This window comes from Enterobacter sp. C6 (genome assembly GCF_008122455.1).
GTDB classification, from domain to species: domain Bacteria; phylum Pseudomonadota; class Gammaproteobacteria; order Enterobacterales; family Enterobacteriaceae; genus Enterobacter; species Enterobacter pseudoroggenkampii.
Genome location: NZ_QPFW01000208.1, coordinates 17183 through 31801 on the forward strand (window position 1 = coordinate 17183; position 14619 = coordinate 31801).

Here is a 14619-nt window from a genome sequence, read left to right on the forward strand (position 1 = left end):
GGCATAATTATTTAACTATATGAAGAACATACGTAACTTTTCGATCATTGCTCACATTGACCACGGTAAGTCGACGCTGTCTGACCGTATTATCCAGATTTGCGGTGGCCTGTCTGATCGTGAAATGGAAGCCCAGGTTCTGGACTCCATGGACCTGGAACGCGAACGCGGTATCACCATCAAAGCGCAGAGCGTTACGCTTGATTACAAAGCGGCTGATGGTGAAACCTATCAACTGAACTTTATCGACACCCCAGGCCACGTTGACTTCTCCTATGAGGTTTCACGTTCGCTCGCGGCCTGTGAAGGCGCGCTGCTGGTGGTGGATGCCGGGCAGGGCGTAGAAGCCCAGACCCTGGCAAACTGTTACACCGCGATGGAAATGGATCTCGAAGTTGTGCCGGTTCTGAACAAGATCGACCTGCCAGCCGCCGATCCTGAGCGCGTTGCGGAAGAGATTGAAGATATTGTCGGCATTGACGCGACCGATGCCGTGCGCTGCTCCGCGAAAACCGGTGTGGGCGTGACCGACGTGCTGGAACGCCTGGTGCGTGACATTCCGGCCCCGGAAGGCGATCCGGATGCGCCGCTGCAGGCGCTGATTATCGACTCCTGGTTCGATAACTATCTGGGTGTTGTCTCCCTGGTGCGTATTAAAAACGGCACCATGCGCAAAGGCGACAAAATCAAGGTCATGAGTACCGGACAGGTCTACAACGCCGACCGTCTGGGCATCTTCACGCCAAAACAGGTTGACCGTACCGAGCTGACATGCGGCGAGGTAGGCTGGCTGGTATGCGCCATCAAAGACATCCTCGGCGCGCCAGTGGGCGATACCCTGACCGGTGCGCGTAACCCGGCAGATAAAGCGCTGCCAGGCTTTAAAAAGGTAAAACCGCAGGTTTACGCGGGTCTGTTCCCGGTTAGCTCTGACGACTACGAAAACTTCCGTGATGCGCTCGGTAAACTGAGCCTGAACGATGCGTCCCTGTTCTACGAGCCAGAAAGCTCAACGGCGCTGGGCTTCGGCTTCCGCTGTGGCTTCCTCGGTCTGCTGCACATGGAGATCATTCAGGAGCGTCTGGAGCGTGAATACGATCTGGACCTGATCACCACGGCACCGACCGTAGTCTATGAAGTTGAAACCACCTCGAAAGAAGTGATCTACGTCGATAGCCCGTCCAAGCTGCCGCCGCTGAACAATATTCACGAGCTGCGTGAGCCTATTGCAGAGTGTCACATGCTGCTGCCGCAGGAATTCCTGGGTAACGTTATTACGCTGTGTATTGAGAAGCGTGGCGTGCAGACCAACATGGTTTACCACGGTAACCAGGTGGCGCTGACCTATGAGATCCCGATGGCGGAAGTGGTACTCGACTTCTTCGATCGTCTGAAGTCCACCTCCCGTGGCTATGCGTCGCTGGATTACAACTTCAAACGCTTCCAGGCCTCCAACATGGTGCGTGTGGACGTGCTGATCAACGGCGAGCGTGTGGATGCGCTGGCGCTGATCACCCACAACGATAATGCGCCGTACCGTGGCCGCGAGCTGGTTGAGAAGATGAAAGATCTGATCCCGCGTCAGCAGTTCGATATCGCGATTCAGGCGGCCATTGGCAACCATATTATCGCGCGTTCCACCGTGAAACAGCTGCGTAAAAACGTTCTGGCGAAGTGCTATGGCGGTGACGTCAGCCGTAAGAAAAAGCTGCTGCAGAAGCAGAAAGAAGGTAAGAAGCGTATGAAGCAGGTCGGTAACGTCGAGCTGCCGCAGGAAGCATTCCTTGCCATCCTTCATGTTGGTAAAGACGGCAAATAACCCTAAGGAGTTGGCATGGCGAACATGTTTGCCCTGATCCTGGTCATTGCTACCCTGGTGACAGGTCTGCTGTGGTGTCTGGATAAGTTTATCTTCGCCCCAAAACGTCGTGAACGTCAGGCTGCCGCACAGGCAGCCACTGGCGATGGGATTGACGCGAAAACCCTGAAGAAAGTCGGCCCGAAACCGGGCTGGCTGGAAACGGGTGCCTCGGTATTTCCGGTGCTGGCGATTGTGCTGGTGGTACGTTCGTTTATTTACGAGCCGTTCCAGATCCCATCAGGTTCAATGATGCCAACGCTGCTGATTGGTGATTTTATTCTGGTAGAGAAGTTTGCCTACGGCATTAAAGACCCGATCTACCAGAAAACGCTGATCGAAACCGGTCATCCGAAACGTGGCGACATCGTGGTGTTCAAATATCCGGAAGATCCGCGCCTGGACTACATCAAGCGCGCAGTAGGTCTGCCGGGTGATAAAGTGACTTACGATCCGATTGCGAAAGAAGTCACCGTTCAGCCGGGCTGCAGCTCCGGTACCGCATGTGAAAACGCGCTGCCAATCACCTACTCAAACGTTGAGCCAAGTGATTTTGTGCAGACCTTCGCCCGTCGTAACGGCGGCGAAGCGACCAGCGGATTCTTCCAGGTACCGAAAGGTGAAACCAAAGAGGACGGCATCCGTCTGGTTGAGCGCAAAGAGACGCTGGGCGATGTGACGCACCGGATCCTCACCGTGCCAATCGCGCAGGATCAGCTGGGTATGTACTATCGCCAGCCGGGTCAGCAGCTGGCGAGCTGGATTGTACCGCCAGGACATTACTTCATGATGGGTGACAACCGCGATAACTCTGCGGACAGCCGTTACTGGGGCTTTGTGCCGGAAGCGAATCTGGTCGGTAAAGCCACCGCCATCTGGATGAGTTTTGAGAAACAGGAAGGCGAATGGCCGACCGGTGTTCGCCTGAGCCGTATCGGCGGAATCCATTAATTCTCACTAAATGAACGTGTAGCCGCTAATTAAAGCGGCTACACGAATTATTTCACCGATAAATCTCTTCGAACTAACGACATCCCCTGTCGTTGTGTATAGAATATTCCCCCGAAGTTTAAGGTTGGCCCTGCAAGGGTGCCACGGCACACGAAACCGCGTTGGTTTTCTCAGGTCGGTTTCGTGTGCTGCATTTTTGACGCATTCATTTATTGGTATCGCATGAACCCCATCGTAATTAATCGGCTTCAACGGAAGCTGGGCTACACTTTTCATCATCAGGAGTTGTTGCAACAGGCATTAACCCACCGCAGTGCCAGCAGCAAACATAATGAGCGTCTCGAGTTTTTAGGCGACTCTATTTTAAGTTTCGTGATTGCGAATGCGCTTTATCATCGTTTCCCGCGTGTGGATGAAGGTGATATGAGCCGCATGCGTGCCACGCTGGTTCGGGGTAATACCCTTGCGGAAATCGCGCGCGAATTTGAACTGGGCGAATGTCTGCGTCTTGGACCGGGTGAACTGAAAAGCGGCGGCTTCCGTCGTGAATCTATTCTTGCCGATACGGTCGAAGCATTAATTGGTGGTGTGTTCCTGGACAGCGATATCCAGACCGTAGAAAAGCTGATCCTGAACTGGTATCAGACCCGTCTGGACGAAATCAGCCCAGGCGATAAACAAAAAGATCCGAAAACGCGTCTGCAGGAATATTTGCAGGGTCGTCATCTGCCGCTGCCATCTTATCTGGTGGTGCAGGTTCGTGGCGAAGCGCACGATCAGGAATTTACCATCCATTGCCAGGTCAGTGGCCTGAGTGAACCGGTGGTGGGCACAGGTTCAAGCCGTCGTAAGGCTGAACAGGCTGCCGCCGAACAGGCGTTAAAAATGCTGGAGCTGGAATGAGCGAAGAAAAGACCTATTGCGGATTTATTGCCATCGTCGGGCGCCCGAACGTCGGCAAATCCACCCTGCTGAATAATCTGCTTGGGCAGAAGATTTCTATCACCTCGCGTAAGGCGCAGACCACGCGTCACCGTATCGTCGGCATCCATACTGAAGGCGCGTATCAGGCGATCTACGTCGATACCCCGGGCCTGCACATGGAAGAGAAGCGCGCCATTAACCGCCTGATGAACAAGGCGGCGAGCAGTTCGATTGGCGATGTAGAGCTGGTGATTTTCGTTGTGGAAGGCACCCGCTGGACGCCGGACGACGAAATGGTGCTGAACAAGCTGCGTGACGGCAAAACGCCGGTCATCCTCGCGGTCAACAAAGTTGATAACGTGCAGGAAAAGGCCGACCTGCTGCCGCATCTGCAGTGGCTCGGTAGCCAGATGAACTTCCTTGATATCGTCCCGCTGTCTGCGGAGACGGGGCTGAACGTGGACACCATCGCGGGCATCGTGCGTAAGCATCTGCCGGAAGCGATTCATCACTTCCCGGAAGACTACATCACCGATCGCTCTCAGCGCTTTATGGCGTCTGAAATCATCCGTGAAAAGCTGATGCGTTTCCTGGGCGCTGAACTGCCGTACTCTGTGACGGTGGAGATCGAGCGTTTCCAGACCAACGAGCGCGGTGGCTACGACATCAACGGCCTGATCCTTGTTGAGCGCGAAGGGCAGAAGAAGATGGTGATCGGCAACAAAGGGGCCAAAATCAAAACCATCGGCATTGAAGCCCGTAAGGACATGCAGGAGATGTTTGAAGCGCCGGTTCACCTCGAACTGTGGGTGAAAGTGAAATCTGGCTGGGCCGATGATGAGCGTGCTCTGCGCAGCCTCGGTTACGGCGAAGACCAGTAACTTAAGACGACGAGCATATGGATGGATGGCAGCGCGCTTTCGTCCTGCATAGTCGCCCCTGGAGCGAAACCAGCCTGATGCTGGACGTCTTCACGGAAGAGTCGGGTCGCGTGCGCCTGGTTGCGAAAGGCGCACGTTCCAAACGTTCTAATCTGAAAGGTGCCCTACAGCCTTTCACGCCGCTGCTGGTTCGCTTTGGCGGGCGAGGGGAAGTCAAAACCCTGCGCAGCGCCGAAGCCGTCTCCCTGGCGCTTCCTCTTTCTGGTATCACGCTCTACAGCGGCCTGTATATCAACGAACTCATCTCACGGGTTCTTGAGCATGAGACTCGCTTCTCTGAACTTTTCTTCGATTATCTGCACTGTATCCAGTCGCTGGCTGGCGCAACCGGCACGCCCGAACCCGCCTTGCGTCGTTTTGAACTGGCGCTGCTGGGCCATCTTGGGTACGGGGTCGATTTTTTGCACTGTGCGGGCAGCGGTGACGAAGTGGAAGACACCATGACCTACCGCTACCGCGAAGAAAAGGGCTTCATTGCCAGTATCGTGATAGACAACAGCACCTTTACCGGGCGCCAGCTCCGGGCGCTGTATGAGCGCGAATTTCCCGATCAGGATACCTTGCGCGCAGCAAAACGCTTTACCCGGATTGCCCTCAAGCCGTATCTTGGCGGCAAGCCCTTAAAGAGCCGCGAATTATTCAGGCAGTTTGTACCGAAACGTTAGACCACAGAATCGAAAAGAAAACCGAGGATTGTCATGGCTGAATTACTGTTAGGCGTCAATATCGATCACATCGCCACGCTGCGTAATGCGCGCGGCACGGCGTATCCCGATCCGGTTCAGGCGGCGTTCATCGCTGAACAGGCTGGCGCCGACGGCATTACCGTTCACCTGCGTGAAGACCGTCGCCACATTACTGACCGCGACGTGCGCATTCTGCGTCAGACGCTGGACACCCGTATGAATCTGGAGATGGCGGTCACCGAAGAGATGCTAAACATCGCCTGCGAGACCCAACCGCATTTCTGCTGCCTGGTGCCGGAAAAACGCCAGGAAGTCACCACCGAAGGCGGGCTGGATGTGGCCGGTCAGCTCGACAAAATGCGCGATGCCTGCAAGCGCCTGGCGGATGCCGGTATCCTGGTTTCTCTGTTTATTGACGCCGATTTCACCCAGATTAAAGCGGCAGCCGACGTGGGCGCGCCGTATATCGAAATCCACACCGGCTGCTATGCCGATGCCAAAAATGATGCCGAGCAGGCCAAAGAGCTGGAGCGTATTGCTAAAGCGGCCACCTACGCGGCGAGCCTGGGGCTGAAGGTTAACGCCGGTCACGGCCTGACCTACCACAACGTGAAGGCCATTGCCGCCCTGCCTGAAATGCACGAGCTGAACATCGGCCACGCCATCATTGGCCGCGCGGTGATGAGCGGCCTGAAAGAGGCGGTTTCAGAAATGAAACGCCTGATGCAGGAAGCGCGTCAGTAATGGCCATTCTGGGCTTAGGCACCGATATCGTTGAAATAGCCCGCATAGAAGCGGTGATCGCCCGCAGCGGCGATCGCCTGGCGAGACGCGTGCTGAGCGATAACGAATGGGCCATCTGGGAAGCGCATCAGCAGCCGGTGCGCTTTCTGGCAAAGCGCTTTGCGGTAAAAGAGGCGGCCGCTAAAGCCTTCGGAACCGGCATTCGTAACGGTCTGGCGTTCAACCAGTTTGAAGTGTTTAACGATGAGCTGGGTAAGCCAAGCCTGCGCTTATGGGGCGAGGCGCAAAAGCTGGCCGAGAAGCTGGGCGTGAATCACGTGCACGTGACGATCGCCGATGAGCGCCACTATGCCAGCGCAACGGTGATTATCGAAAGTTAAAGTTTGTCCGCGTGATGCATCAGGACAAACTTATCCCACAGCTGCTCTTCGCTCTCGACGTGTGCCGGATCCTTCAGGATGGTATTCGGGATCGGGCACACTTTTTGACAGGTCGGCGTTTCATAGTGGCCGATGCATTCCGTGCAGCGGTCGCTGTTAATCTCATAAATGCTGTCGCCCATCGAAATCGCCTGGTTTGGGCATTCGGGCTCGCACATATCGCAATTAATGCATTTTTTGGTAATTAACAGCGCCATCAGGAAATTCTCAGAAACAACACAAACTGGGCGGGCATTATACGCGTCAAACCAGTTTCTTTACCAGTTCTTCGCTGTGGCGAATACGTTCTGGCGCACGCTCCAGATCCTGCTGCACCAGCGCCATAAACAGCAGGTCCGTCAGCATCATTTGTGCGCTGGTGGACGAGATAGCCGCGCTGCGCGTGGCCTGCTCCTCGGCAATGGTATATAAACAGCGCGTGGCCCGCTGCTGCAGGGCATTCGGCGTAAAACCGGTGATCGCCAGAATTTTACCGCCGACGCGCAGCGCTTCATCGGTGGCCATGTTGATCTCGCGGCGCTCGCCGGAATAGGAGATCGCCAGCAGCAGATCGTCAGGATCCATCGCCTGTACGGTCGCCAGCAGGGCGTGCATATCCTGCTCGACGATGGCGTTAAGCCCAATTTTTGTCAGCTTCCAGCCAAAGTTACGCGCCACAAGCCCGGACGCGCCGATGCCGGTCAGAATGATCCGCCGCGCGCCGCGCAGCATCGCCACGCTCTCCAGCAGCTTCTCTTCCGTATTCACATCCAGCGTCGCATGCATGGCCGCCACGTTCTCTTTGATCAGCTTTTCGCCGACCAGCCGCATCGGGTCATCGCCGCGAATCTGATTATGCACCGGCATGGACTGCGGGTTAGGGTTACTGACCAGCGCTTCACTGATCGCCAGCTTGAGGGCGGGGAACCCTTTAAAGCCAATCTTCTGCGCAAATTTCACTACGCTGGACTGGCTCACGCCGGCCTCACTCGCCAGCTGCTGCGAGCTGAGATGGCGTGCGCGATCGGGTTGAGAAAGCAGAAAATCCGCCAGCTTCTTGTCGCTTTGGGCAAAGCCTGCGTAGCGCTGGCGAATGCGAATTAAACAGTTCATACGGTCTCCTGGCGAAAATGTGATTATCTGCGCAAATACGGATTTTGCTCGCCTGAATGAATTTTATATTCCATTATAGTGTGATTATTATGAATTAAAAATTCTTGAGGTACAAAAATGAATCTTGGCTCACTTGTTTCTGAAACGCGTAACCCGCAAACCATGGATCTGGATGCGCTCTCCACCCTGGAGCTGGTTCACCGCTTTAATCAACAGGATACGCTGGTCGCGCAGGCTGTGAAAGAGACATTACCCGAGGTGGCGAAAGCGGTCGATGCGGCGGCGAAATCCCTCAAGGCCGGTGGACGCATTATTTACATGGGCGCGGGCACCAGCGGGCGTCTTGGGGTCCTGGACGCGTCAGAATGCCCGCCAACCTTTGGGGTGCCGCATGGTCTGGTGGTTGGGCTGATTGCCGGTGGACCCGGTGCGCTGCTGAAAGCCGTTGAAGGGGCGGAAGATAACAAACAGCTGGGCGAGGATGACCTGAAGGCGCTGAATCTGACGGCAAAGGATCTGGTGGTCGGGCTGGCGGCATCCGGGCGCACGCCGTACGTGATTGGCGGGCTGGAATACGCTAACCAGACCGGCTGCACGACGGTCGCCATCTCCTGTAACCCAGGCTCACCGATTGCACAGGTGGCCGCTATCGCTATCTCTCCGGTGGTTGGGCCGGAAGCGCTCACCGGCTCCACGCGCCTGAAATCCGGGACCGCGCAAAAGCTGGTGCTCAATATGATCTCCACCGGCGCGATGGTGAAGTTTGGGAAGGTGTATCAGAACCTGATGGTGGATATGCAGGCCACCAACGTCAAGCTGGTGGACAGAGCCTGCCGCATGGTGATGGAGGCGACGGGCGCAGGACGTGAAGAGGCAGAAGCGGTACTCAAGCAGACCGATCACGATGTTAAGCCTGCCATTCTGATGATCTTAAGCGGGCTGGATGCGGCAAGCGCCAGAGCCAAACTCGATGCGCATAACGGCTTCTTACGGGCGGCATTAGAAAACTAACAGAGGCGTGTATGGACAAAACAGCAGCGCTCGCCAGCGATATCCTGCAGGGGATCGGTGGGGAACAAAATATTCAGCGTCTCGAAAACTGCATGACGCGCGTGCGCGTCGAGGTGCATAACGACGACCAGCTTGACGTGCCGCGCCTGAAGCAACTCTCCGGCGTCAGCGGCTACGTGAAGCAGGGGCAGCAGCATCAGCTGATCGTCGGGCCGGGGAAAGCGGCGCAGGTTGTCGATGCCATGCGCGCGCTGATGGGCGTTAGCGCGAGCGCGTCGATGGACGATGCGGAGCGCACCAAAGCGCAGGCAAAGGCTAAATACAAAGCCCCCATGAGCGATGCGCTGCGTCAGCTGGCAAACGTCTTCATTCCGCTGATCCCGGCGTTTATTGCCTCAGGCCTGATCACCGGGATCATCAATATCCTCAAGCGACCGGATATTGTGGGGGATTTCGCCACGCAGTATCCGAACCTGCTGGGGATTCTCGGGATCTTCGGCAGCGCTGTTTTCGCCATCATGAACATTCTGGTCGGGGTGAATACCGCGAAGGTGTTTGGCGGGTCGCTGGCCATGGGCGGGGTAATGGCGGGCATCTTGTCCAGCCCGCAGCTGGCGCAGATAACGCTGTTTGGCGAGGCGCTCCAGCCCGGGCGCGGCGGGGTGATCGCCGTGCTGCTGGTGGTCATCCTGATGTGCTGGATCGAGAAAAGGCTTCGCGCGATCCTGCCTGGCTCGATCGAGCTGATCCTCAACCCGCTGCTGACCACGTTAATTACCGGTAGCGTAGCGATTGTGGCTCTCCAGCCGTTAGGCGGTTGGATCTCTGAAGCCATCGCCCACGGTGCGTCTCTGGCGATTGATCGCGGCGGCCTGTTAGTGGGGGCGGTGCTGTCGGGTACCTTCCTGCCGCTGGTGCTGACCGGTCTGCATCAGGGGCTGGTGCCGATCCACGTCGAGCTGGTGCAGTCGCACGGCTATAACGCGCTGCTGCCTATCCTGTCGATGGCGGGCGTGGGGCAGGTGGGCGCGGCGATTGCCGTACTGATGAAAACCCGCAACGCGCGTCTGAAAAAAATGATTAAAGGCGCGCTCCCGGTCGGTCTGCTCGGTATTGGCGAGCCGCTGATTTTCGGCGTTACCCTGCCGTTGGGTAAACCGTTCCTCGCCGCCTGTCTGGGCGGCGCGGTGGGCGGGGCGCTTATTAGCTACTGGAAGGTCGCTACCGTTATCACCTTTGGGCTTTCCGGTTTACCGCTGGCATTAACCATCGTGACCGGAAAAGTGATGCTCTATCTGTTAGGCTATTTAGTAGCGGTGATCGCCGGGTTCCTGTTTACCTGGCTGTTAGGTTTCAACGACCCAGAGGAGTAAGGTTTGGCAAATCACGCGCGTCGCGTTGTCTTTTTCGACCTGGATGGAACGCTGCATCAGCAGGATATGTTTGGTACGTTTATGCGTTACCTGCTGCGGCGTCAGCCTTTGAATGCGCTGCTCGTGCTACCGCTCTTACCGGTTATCGGTATCGCGCTGCTGGTGAAAGGCCGTGCGGCGCGATGGCCGATGAGTCTGCTGCTGTGGGGATGTACCTTTGGGCACAGCGAAGCGCGCCTCAAACAGCTCGAAAAGGATTTTGCGCACTGGTTTCGCGGCCACGTTGCCGCCTTTCCGATGGTGCAGGCGCGCCTGACCGGCTACCTCGACGCGAACGATGCCGACATCTGGCTGATTACCGGCTCTCCGCAGACGCTGGTGGAGCAGGTCTATTTTGATACCCCCTGGCTTCCGCGCGTGAATCTTATTGCCACGCAAATTGCCCGCGGTTACGGCGGTTGGGTGCTGACCCTGCGCTGCCTGGGGCATGAAAAAGTGGTCCAGCTGGAGAAACGCATCGGTACGCCGCTGCGCCTGTACAGCGGCTACAGCGACAGTAAACAGGACAACCCGCTGCTCTATTTTTGCCAGCATCGCTGGCGCGTCACGCCATCAGGTGAACTCCAGCAACTCGAATAGTCTTATCCATAATGGGCGTGTATAATGCCGCCCGCTTTTCGACTGGAGTATCAACCGTTGTCCAACCCTGAACTCGACCATGAATACTGGATGCGCCATGCGCTGACGCTGGCTCAGCGTGCCTGGGACGAGGGCGAAGTACCCGTAGGCGCCGTGCTGGTCCACAATAACCAGGTGATTGGTGAAGGGTGGAACCGTCCGATTGGCCGCCACGATCCTACTGCACATGCCGAAATCATGGCGCTTCGCCAGGGCGGTCTGGTGCTGCAAAACTATCGCCTGCTTGATACTACGCTGTATGTGACGCTGGAGCCGTGCGTGATGTGCTCCGGCGCGATGGTACACAGCCGGATCGGGACTCTGGTCTTCGGTGCGCGGGATGAAAAAACCGGTGCGGCCGGTTCGCTGATGGACGTGCTGGGTCACCCGGGGATGAACCACCAGGTGAAGACTATCGGCGGGGTGCTTGCACCAGAGTGTTCGGGGCTATTAAGCGATTTCTTTCGAATGCGCCGTCAGCAGAAAAAGCAGCAAAAGGCAGAATTGAAGCTGTCGGACGATTAAGCTCGTCCAGCGCCACGACCGGGTAACTTTGAGCCAGCTGTTTGGCCTCCGTTGCCTCTTTCCCTTTCTCCAGCAGATACCCGACCAGGCTAATTTGATATTTACGGATATTTTCCACGTAGGCGTAGGCTTCATGTCCGCGCGCGTAGCCGTACGTCAGCTTGTTATACCATGGCTTCTGGCTCAGCAGCGGCAGGCGCTGCTTAACGTCTGACCAGCTGTCCGGGTTACCTTTCGTTTTGGCCGTCAGCGCCCGCGCATCCAGCATATGCGCATAGCCCATATTGTAGGCCGCCAGCGCAAACCAGATCCGCTCCTCTTCCGGCACCGTTTCCGGGACTTTGGCCATCATATCCTGCAGGTAGCGCGCGCCGCCGCTGATGCTCTGTTCGGCATCGGTACGGTCATTGACGCCCAGGCTCAGCGCAGTATTTTTGGTTAACATCATCAAACCACGTACGCCCGTGGGCGACGTGGCCTGGGTATCCCAGTGGGATTCCTGATACGAAATAGCCGCCAGCAGTTTCCAGTCAATCTCCTGGGCGTATTTTTCGAACAGCGGCTGCAGATCTGGCAGGACGCTGTCTACCGCGCGCAGGAAGCTGCGGGTGTCAACGTAGTCAAAGTCGTCACCGTGACCGAGGTACTTCTCCTCCAGACGCGCCAGGGTACCGTCTTCATTGATGGTGTTGAAGAAATCAAGCATCGCGGCAGAGAAGGTCTGATCGTCATCAAGCTGGCTAAACCAGGTCACAGGCTGCTCGTCGGTGACGTCCAGCGCCACGGCGATTTCAGGATGCACCCGCTGGAACAGGCTGATCGCGACCGAATCGGCGATGGTGTAGGGCACTTTCTGGTCTTTTACCTGCTCCAGCAGCTCCGTCGTGCCGAGTTTCGGATCCACCGTCCAGCTCAGGTCGGGATATTTCTTCTCCTTGAGCTCACGCAGATCGTCAATCACCACGTGGCCAGGCGCAATCGTCAACTGCCGATCGTCAATCGAGGCCAGCGAACGCGGGCGCAGGCCCCCGACGCGGTAAACCAGCTGCTGCGAAACGGAGTAGTAGGTCGGGCCTGGCTGGTAGTTTTTGCTGCGCTCGCTGTTATACACCAGCCCGGCGGCAAGCATATCGGCATCGTCGTTATCGAGGTCGTCAAACAGCTGGTTGATATTCTGGCGGACGGTGATTTTAAGCTTCACGCCAAGATAATCGGCGAACTGTTGTGCCAGCTCGTAATCCAGACCAATGATTTTACCGTTGATGTCGCTGTAAATCAGCGGAGAGTTGAGGGTACTGACGCGCAATTCCCCCCGCTCCTGAATGGCGGCGATACGGTTTTCGGCTTTGCCGAACCAGGGGATGGAAGGCCAGAGGGCCACTGCCAGCAGCAACGTTACAATGCCGATGAGCAGATAATTAATCTTTAATTTTTTCAATTAGTTAATTCTCTGCGACGCCGGTTGCCTCAGTCTGCTGTAGCCATGTTAATCATAAGGTTTGCCATTGAATGAGCGGCATTTTGCGTAAACTTGCGCCACTTGGCAACCAATTAGAGAGACTGGTCACATCTATTGTTAAATCTCTGTGCAAATTTTATTTCGACGCAAACGGTTTCGTCGGCGCTCAGGATTCTCTATAATGACGCCCGTTTTCCCCCCTTGCGCACACTGTAAGCGCCCCGGCGCTTCGAAGACGAGAGACTTATGATGGAAATTCTGCGTGGTTCGCCTGCACTGTCTGCCTTCCGTATCACTAAACTGCTGGCACGTTTTCAGGCGGCCGACCTTCCGGTAAGCAATATTTACGCTGAGTATGTCCATTTTGCTGACCTGAATGCCCCCCTGAATGCAGAGGAGCGCGTACAGCTGGAACGCCTGCTCAAGTATGGCCCAAGCCTGAGCAGCCATACGCCAACCGGCAAACTGATCCTTGCGACGCCTCGTCCGGGCACCATCTCCCCCTGGTCTTCCAAAGCCACCGACATCGCCCACAACTGTGGCCTGAGCCAGATTAACCGTCTGGAACGCGGCGTGGCGTACTACGTGGAAGCCTCTACCCTGAGCGAAGCACAGTGGCAGGCGGTTGCGGCTGAACTGCACGACCGCATGATGGAGAGCGTATTTGCCTCTCTCGATGACGCGCAGAAGCTTTTCTCTCACCATCAGCCTGCGCCGGTACAGAGCGTAGACCTGCTGGGGCAGGGCCGTCAGGCGCTGATTGACGCCAACCTGCGTCTCGGCCTGGCGCTGGCAGAAGACGAAATCGACTACCTGCAGGATGCGTTCGTTAAGCTCAACCGTAACCCGAACGACATCGAGCTCTATATGTTCGCGCAGGCTAACTCTGAGCACTGCCGCCACAAGATTTTCAATGCCGACTGGATTATTGACGGCGAACAGCAGCCAAAGTCGCTGTTCAAAATGATCAAAAACACCATGGAGCAAACCCCTGACCACGTGCTGTCTGCCTATAAAGACAACGCCGCGGTGATGGAAGGTTCCGAGGTGGGCCGCTTCTTCGCCGATCGCGAAGCAGGGCGCTATGACTTCCATCAGGAGCCCGCGCATATCCTGATGAAAGTGGAAACCCACAACCACCCGACCGCGATCTCCCCGTGGCCGGGTGCGGCGACCGGCTCCGGCGGTGAAATCCGTGACGAAGGGGCGACCGGTCGTGGTGCAAAACCAAAAGCGGGTCTGGTCGGTTTCTCCGTTTCCAACCTGCGTATCCCGGGCTTTGAACAGCCGTGGGAAGAAGATTTCGGCAAGCCAGAGCGCATTGTGACCGCGCTGGATATCATGACCGAAGGCCCGCTGGGCGGCGCGGCGTTTAACAACGAATTTGGTCGTCCGGCGCTGAACGGTTACTTCCGTACCTATGAAGAGAAAGTGGACAGCCACAACGGCGAAGAGCTGCGCGGCTACCACAAACCGATCATGCTGGCGGGCGGGATCGGCAACATCCGTGCCGATCACGTGCAGAAAGGCGAGATCGTCGTCGGCGCGAAGCTGATCGTGCTCGGCGGCCCGGCGATGAACATCGGTCTGGGCGGCGGAGCGGCCTCTTCTATGGCCTCCGGCCAGTCTGACGCGGATCTCGATTTCGCCTCCGTGCAGCGTGACAACCCTGAGATGGAGCGTCGCTGCCAGGAAGTGATCGACCGCTGCTGGCAGTTGGGCGACGCTAACCCGATCCTCTTCATCCACGACGTGGGCGCGGGCGGTCTGTCTAACGCCATGCCGGAGCTGGTGAGCGACGGCGGCCGCGGTGGTCGTTTCAACCTGCGCGATATCCTGAGCGATGAGCCGGGCATGAGCCCGCTGGAAATCTGGTGTAACGAATCCCAGGAGCGCTACGTGCTGGCGGTTGCCGCGGACCAGCTTCCGCTGTTTGA

At 56.9% G+C, this 14619-nt stretch carries 15 protein-coding genes; 12 read left to right on the top strand and 3 right to left on the bottom strand.

From position 1 onward, the window contains the following. Positions 1 to 19 precede the first annotated feature (19 nt). The 7 genes from lepA (at position 20) to acpS (ending at position 6484) form a co-directional block, all read left to right on the top strand. A complete protein-coding gene (gene lepA / locus DOU50_RS09980; RefSeq protein WP_023308849.1) occupies positions 20 to 1819 on the top strand; it encodes a translation elongation factor 4 in 1800 nt (599 codons plus the stop codon). A 15-nt stretch (positions 1820 to 1834) separates the two neighbouring features. Further along, positions 1835 to 2809 carry a signal peptidase I gene (lepB, locus tag DOU50_RS09985; RefSeq protein ID WP_148769301.1) on the top strand — a complete coding sequence of 325 codons (975 nt, stop codon included), beginning with the start codon at positions 1835 to 1837 and terminating at the stop codon, positions 2807 to 2809. A 222-nt stretch (positions 2810 to 3031) separates the two neighbouring features. Then, entirely contained in the window at positions 3032 to 3712 is a 681-nt protein-coding gene (gene rnc / locus DOU50_RS09990; protein ID WP_003860711.1) for a ribonuclease III, read from the top strand. Then, positions 3709 to 4614 carry a GTPase Era gene (gene era, locus DOU50_RS09995; protein ID WP_024908621.1) on the top strand — a complete coding sequence of 302 codons (906 nt, stop codon included), beginning with the start codon at positions 3709 to 3711 and terminating at the stop codon, positions 4612 to 4614. Before rnc ends, era begins: the two co-directional genes overlap by 4 nt. Positions 4615 to 4631: 17 nt before the next feature. After that, positions 4632 to 5339: a DNA repair protein RecO gene (recO, locus tag DOU50_RS10000; RefSeq protein ID WP_048991368.1), complete on the top strand. Its 708-nt coding sequence runs from the start codon at positions 4632 to 4634 to the stop codon at positions 5337 to 5339. A gap of 33 nt (positions 5340 to 5372) precedes the next feature. Then, complete coding sequence (gene pdxJ, locus DOU50_RS10005) at positions 5373 to 6104, top strand: pyridoxine 5'-phosphate synthase (protein ID WP_148769302.1); 732 nt, start codon at positions 5373 to 5375, stop codon at positions 6102 to 6104. Continuing rightward, complete coding sequence (gene acpS / locus DOU50_RS10010) at positions 6104 to 6484, top strand: holo-ACP synthase (protein ID WP_008502178.1); 381 nt, start codon at positions 6104 to 6106, stop codon at positions 6482 to 6484. The genes pdxJ and acpS overlap by 1 nt, the downstream gene beginning before the upstream one ends. Here the strand turns inward: acpS and DOU50_RS10015 are convergent. After that, on the bottom strand, positions 6481 to 6741 hold the full coding sequence (locus DOU50_RS10015; protein WP_008502177.1) for a YfhL family 4Fe-4S dicluster ferredoxin: 261 nt from the start codon (positions 6739 to 6741) through the stop codon (positions 6481 to 6483). The two genes, acpS and DOU50_RS10015, sit on opposite strands and share 4 nt — an antisense overlap. Before the next feature lie 46 nt (positions 6742 to 6787). After that, positions 6788 to 7636, bottom strand: a complete 849-nt coding sequence (locus tag DOU50_RS10020) for a MurR/RpiR family transcriptional regulator (protein WP_023333056.1) — start codon at positions 7634 to 7636, stop codon at positions 6788 to 6790. A 117-nt stretch (positions 7637 to 7753) separates the two neighbouring features. Here DOU50_RS10020 and murQ point away from each other — a divergent pair, with 117 nt between their 5' ends. From murQ to tadA, 4 genes are read left to right on the top strand one after another with little or no spacing between them, the layout of a single operon-like run. Continuing rightward, positions 7754 to 8647 carry an N-acetylmuramic acid 6-phosphate etherase gene (gene murQ, locus DOU50_RS10025; RefSeq protein ID WP_061714622.1) on the top strand — a complete coding sequence of 298 codons (894 nt, stop codon included), beginning with the start codon at positions 7754 to 7756 and terminating at the stop codon, positions 8645 to 8647. Between the two features lie 11 nt (positions 8648 to 8658). Further along, the gene (locus DOU50_RS10030; protein WP_148769303.1) at positions 8659 to 10020 is read left to right on the top strand and encodes a PTS transporter subunit EIIC; all 1362 of its coding nucleotides are present in this window, start codon (positions 8659 to 8661) and stop codon (positions 10018 to 10020) included. A 3-nt stretch (positions 10021 to 10023) separates the two neighbouring features. Further along, on the top strand, positions 10024 to 10659 hold the full coding sequence (gene yfhb / locus DOU50_RS10035; protein ID WP_148769304.1) for a phosphatidylglycerophosphatase C: 636 nt from the start codon (positions 10024 to 10026) through the stop codon (positions 10657 to 10659). 24 nt (positions 10660 to 10683) lie between these two features. Further along, positions 10684 to 11223, top strand: coding sequence for a tRNA adenosine(34) deaminase TadA (tadA, locus tag DOU50_RS10040; protein ID WP_032645359.1), 540 nt, complete (start codon positions 10684 to 10686; stop codon positions 11221 to 11223). Here tadA and mltF read toward each other — a convergent pair. Further along, a complete protein-coding gene (gene mltF, locus DOU50_RS10045) occupies positions 11111 to 12661 on the bottom strand; it encodes a membrane-bound lytic murein transglycosylase MltF (RefSeq protein WP_148769305.1) in 1551 nt (516 codons plus the stop codon). The genes tadA and mltF overlap by 113 nt on opposite strands. Before the next feature lie 267 nt (positions 12662 to 12928). Here mltF and purL point away from each other — a divergent pair. Beyond that, the coding region (gene purL, locus DOU50_RS10055; RefSeq protein ID WP_148769306.1) for a phosphoribosylformylglycinamidine synthase at positions 12929 to 14619 on the top strand (1691 nt) is incomplete at its 3' end.

What these genes read in the sequence shown, in the direction of transcription:
- lepA (WP_023308849.1), top strand. Translation starts at nt 20, where the DNA reads ATGAAGAACATACGTAACTTTTCGATCATTGCTCACATTGACCACGGT.
- lepB (WP_148769301.1), top strand. Translation starts at nt 1,835, where the DNA reads ATGGCGAACATGTTTGCCCTGATCCTGGTCATTGCTACCCTGGTGACA.
- rnc (WP_003860711.1), top strand. Translation starts at nt 3,032, where the DNA reads ATGAACCCCATCGTAATTAATCGGCTTCAACGGAAGCTGGGCTACACT.
- era (WP_024908621.1), top strand. Translation starts at nt 3,709, where the DNA reads ATGAGCGAAGAAAAGACCTATTGCGGATTTATTGCCATCGTCGGGCGC.
- recO (WP_048991368.1), top strand. Translation starts at nt 4,632, where the DNA reads ATGGATGGATGGCAGCGCGCTTTCGTCCTGCATAGTCGCCCCTGGAGC.
- pdxJ (WP_148769302.1), top strand. Translation starts at nt 5,373, where the DNA reads ATGGCTGAATTACTGTTAGGCGTCAATATCGATCACATCGCCACGCTG.
- acpS (WP_008502178.1), top strand. Translation starts at nt 6,104, where the DNA reads ATGGCCATTCTGGGCTTAGGCACCGATATCGTTGAAATAGCCCGCATA.
- DOU50_RS10015 (WP_008502177.1), bottom strand. Translation starts at nt 6,741, where the DNA reads ATGGCGCTGTTAATTACCAAAAAATGCATTAATTGCGATATGTGCGAG.
- DOU50_RS10020 (WP_023333056.1), bottom strand. Translation starts at nt 7,636, where the DNA reads ATGAACTGTTTAATTCGCATTCGCCAGCGCTACGCAGGCTTTGCCCAA.
- murQ (WP_061714622.1), top strand. Translation starts at nt 7,754, where the DNA reads ATGAATCTTGGCTCACTTGTTTCTGAAACGCGTAACCCGCAAACCATG.
- DOU50_RS10030 (WP_148769303.1), top strand. Translation starts at nt 8,659, where the DNA reads ATGGACAAAACAGCAGCGCTCGCCAGCGATATCCTGCAGGGGATCGGT.
- tadA (WP_032645359.1), top strand. Translation starts at nt 10,684, where the DNA reads ATGCCGCCCGCTTTTCGACTGGAGTATCAACCGTTGTCCAACCCTGAA.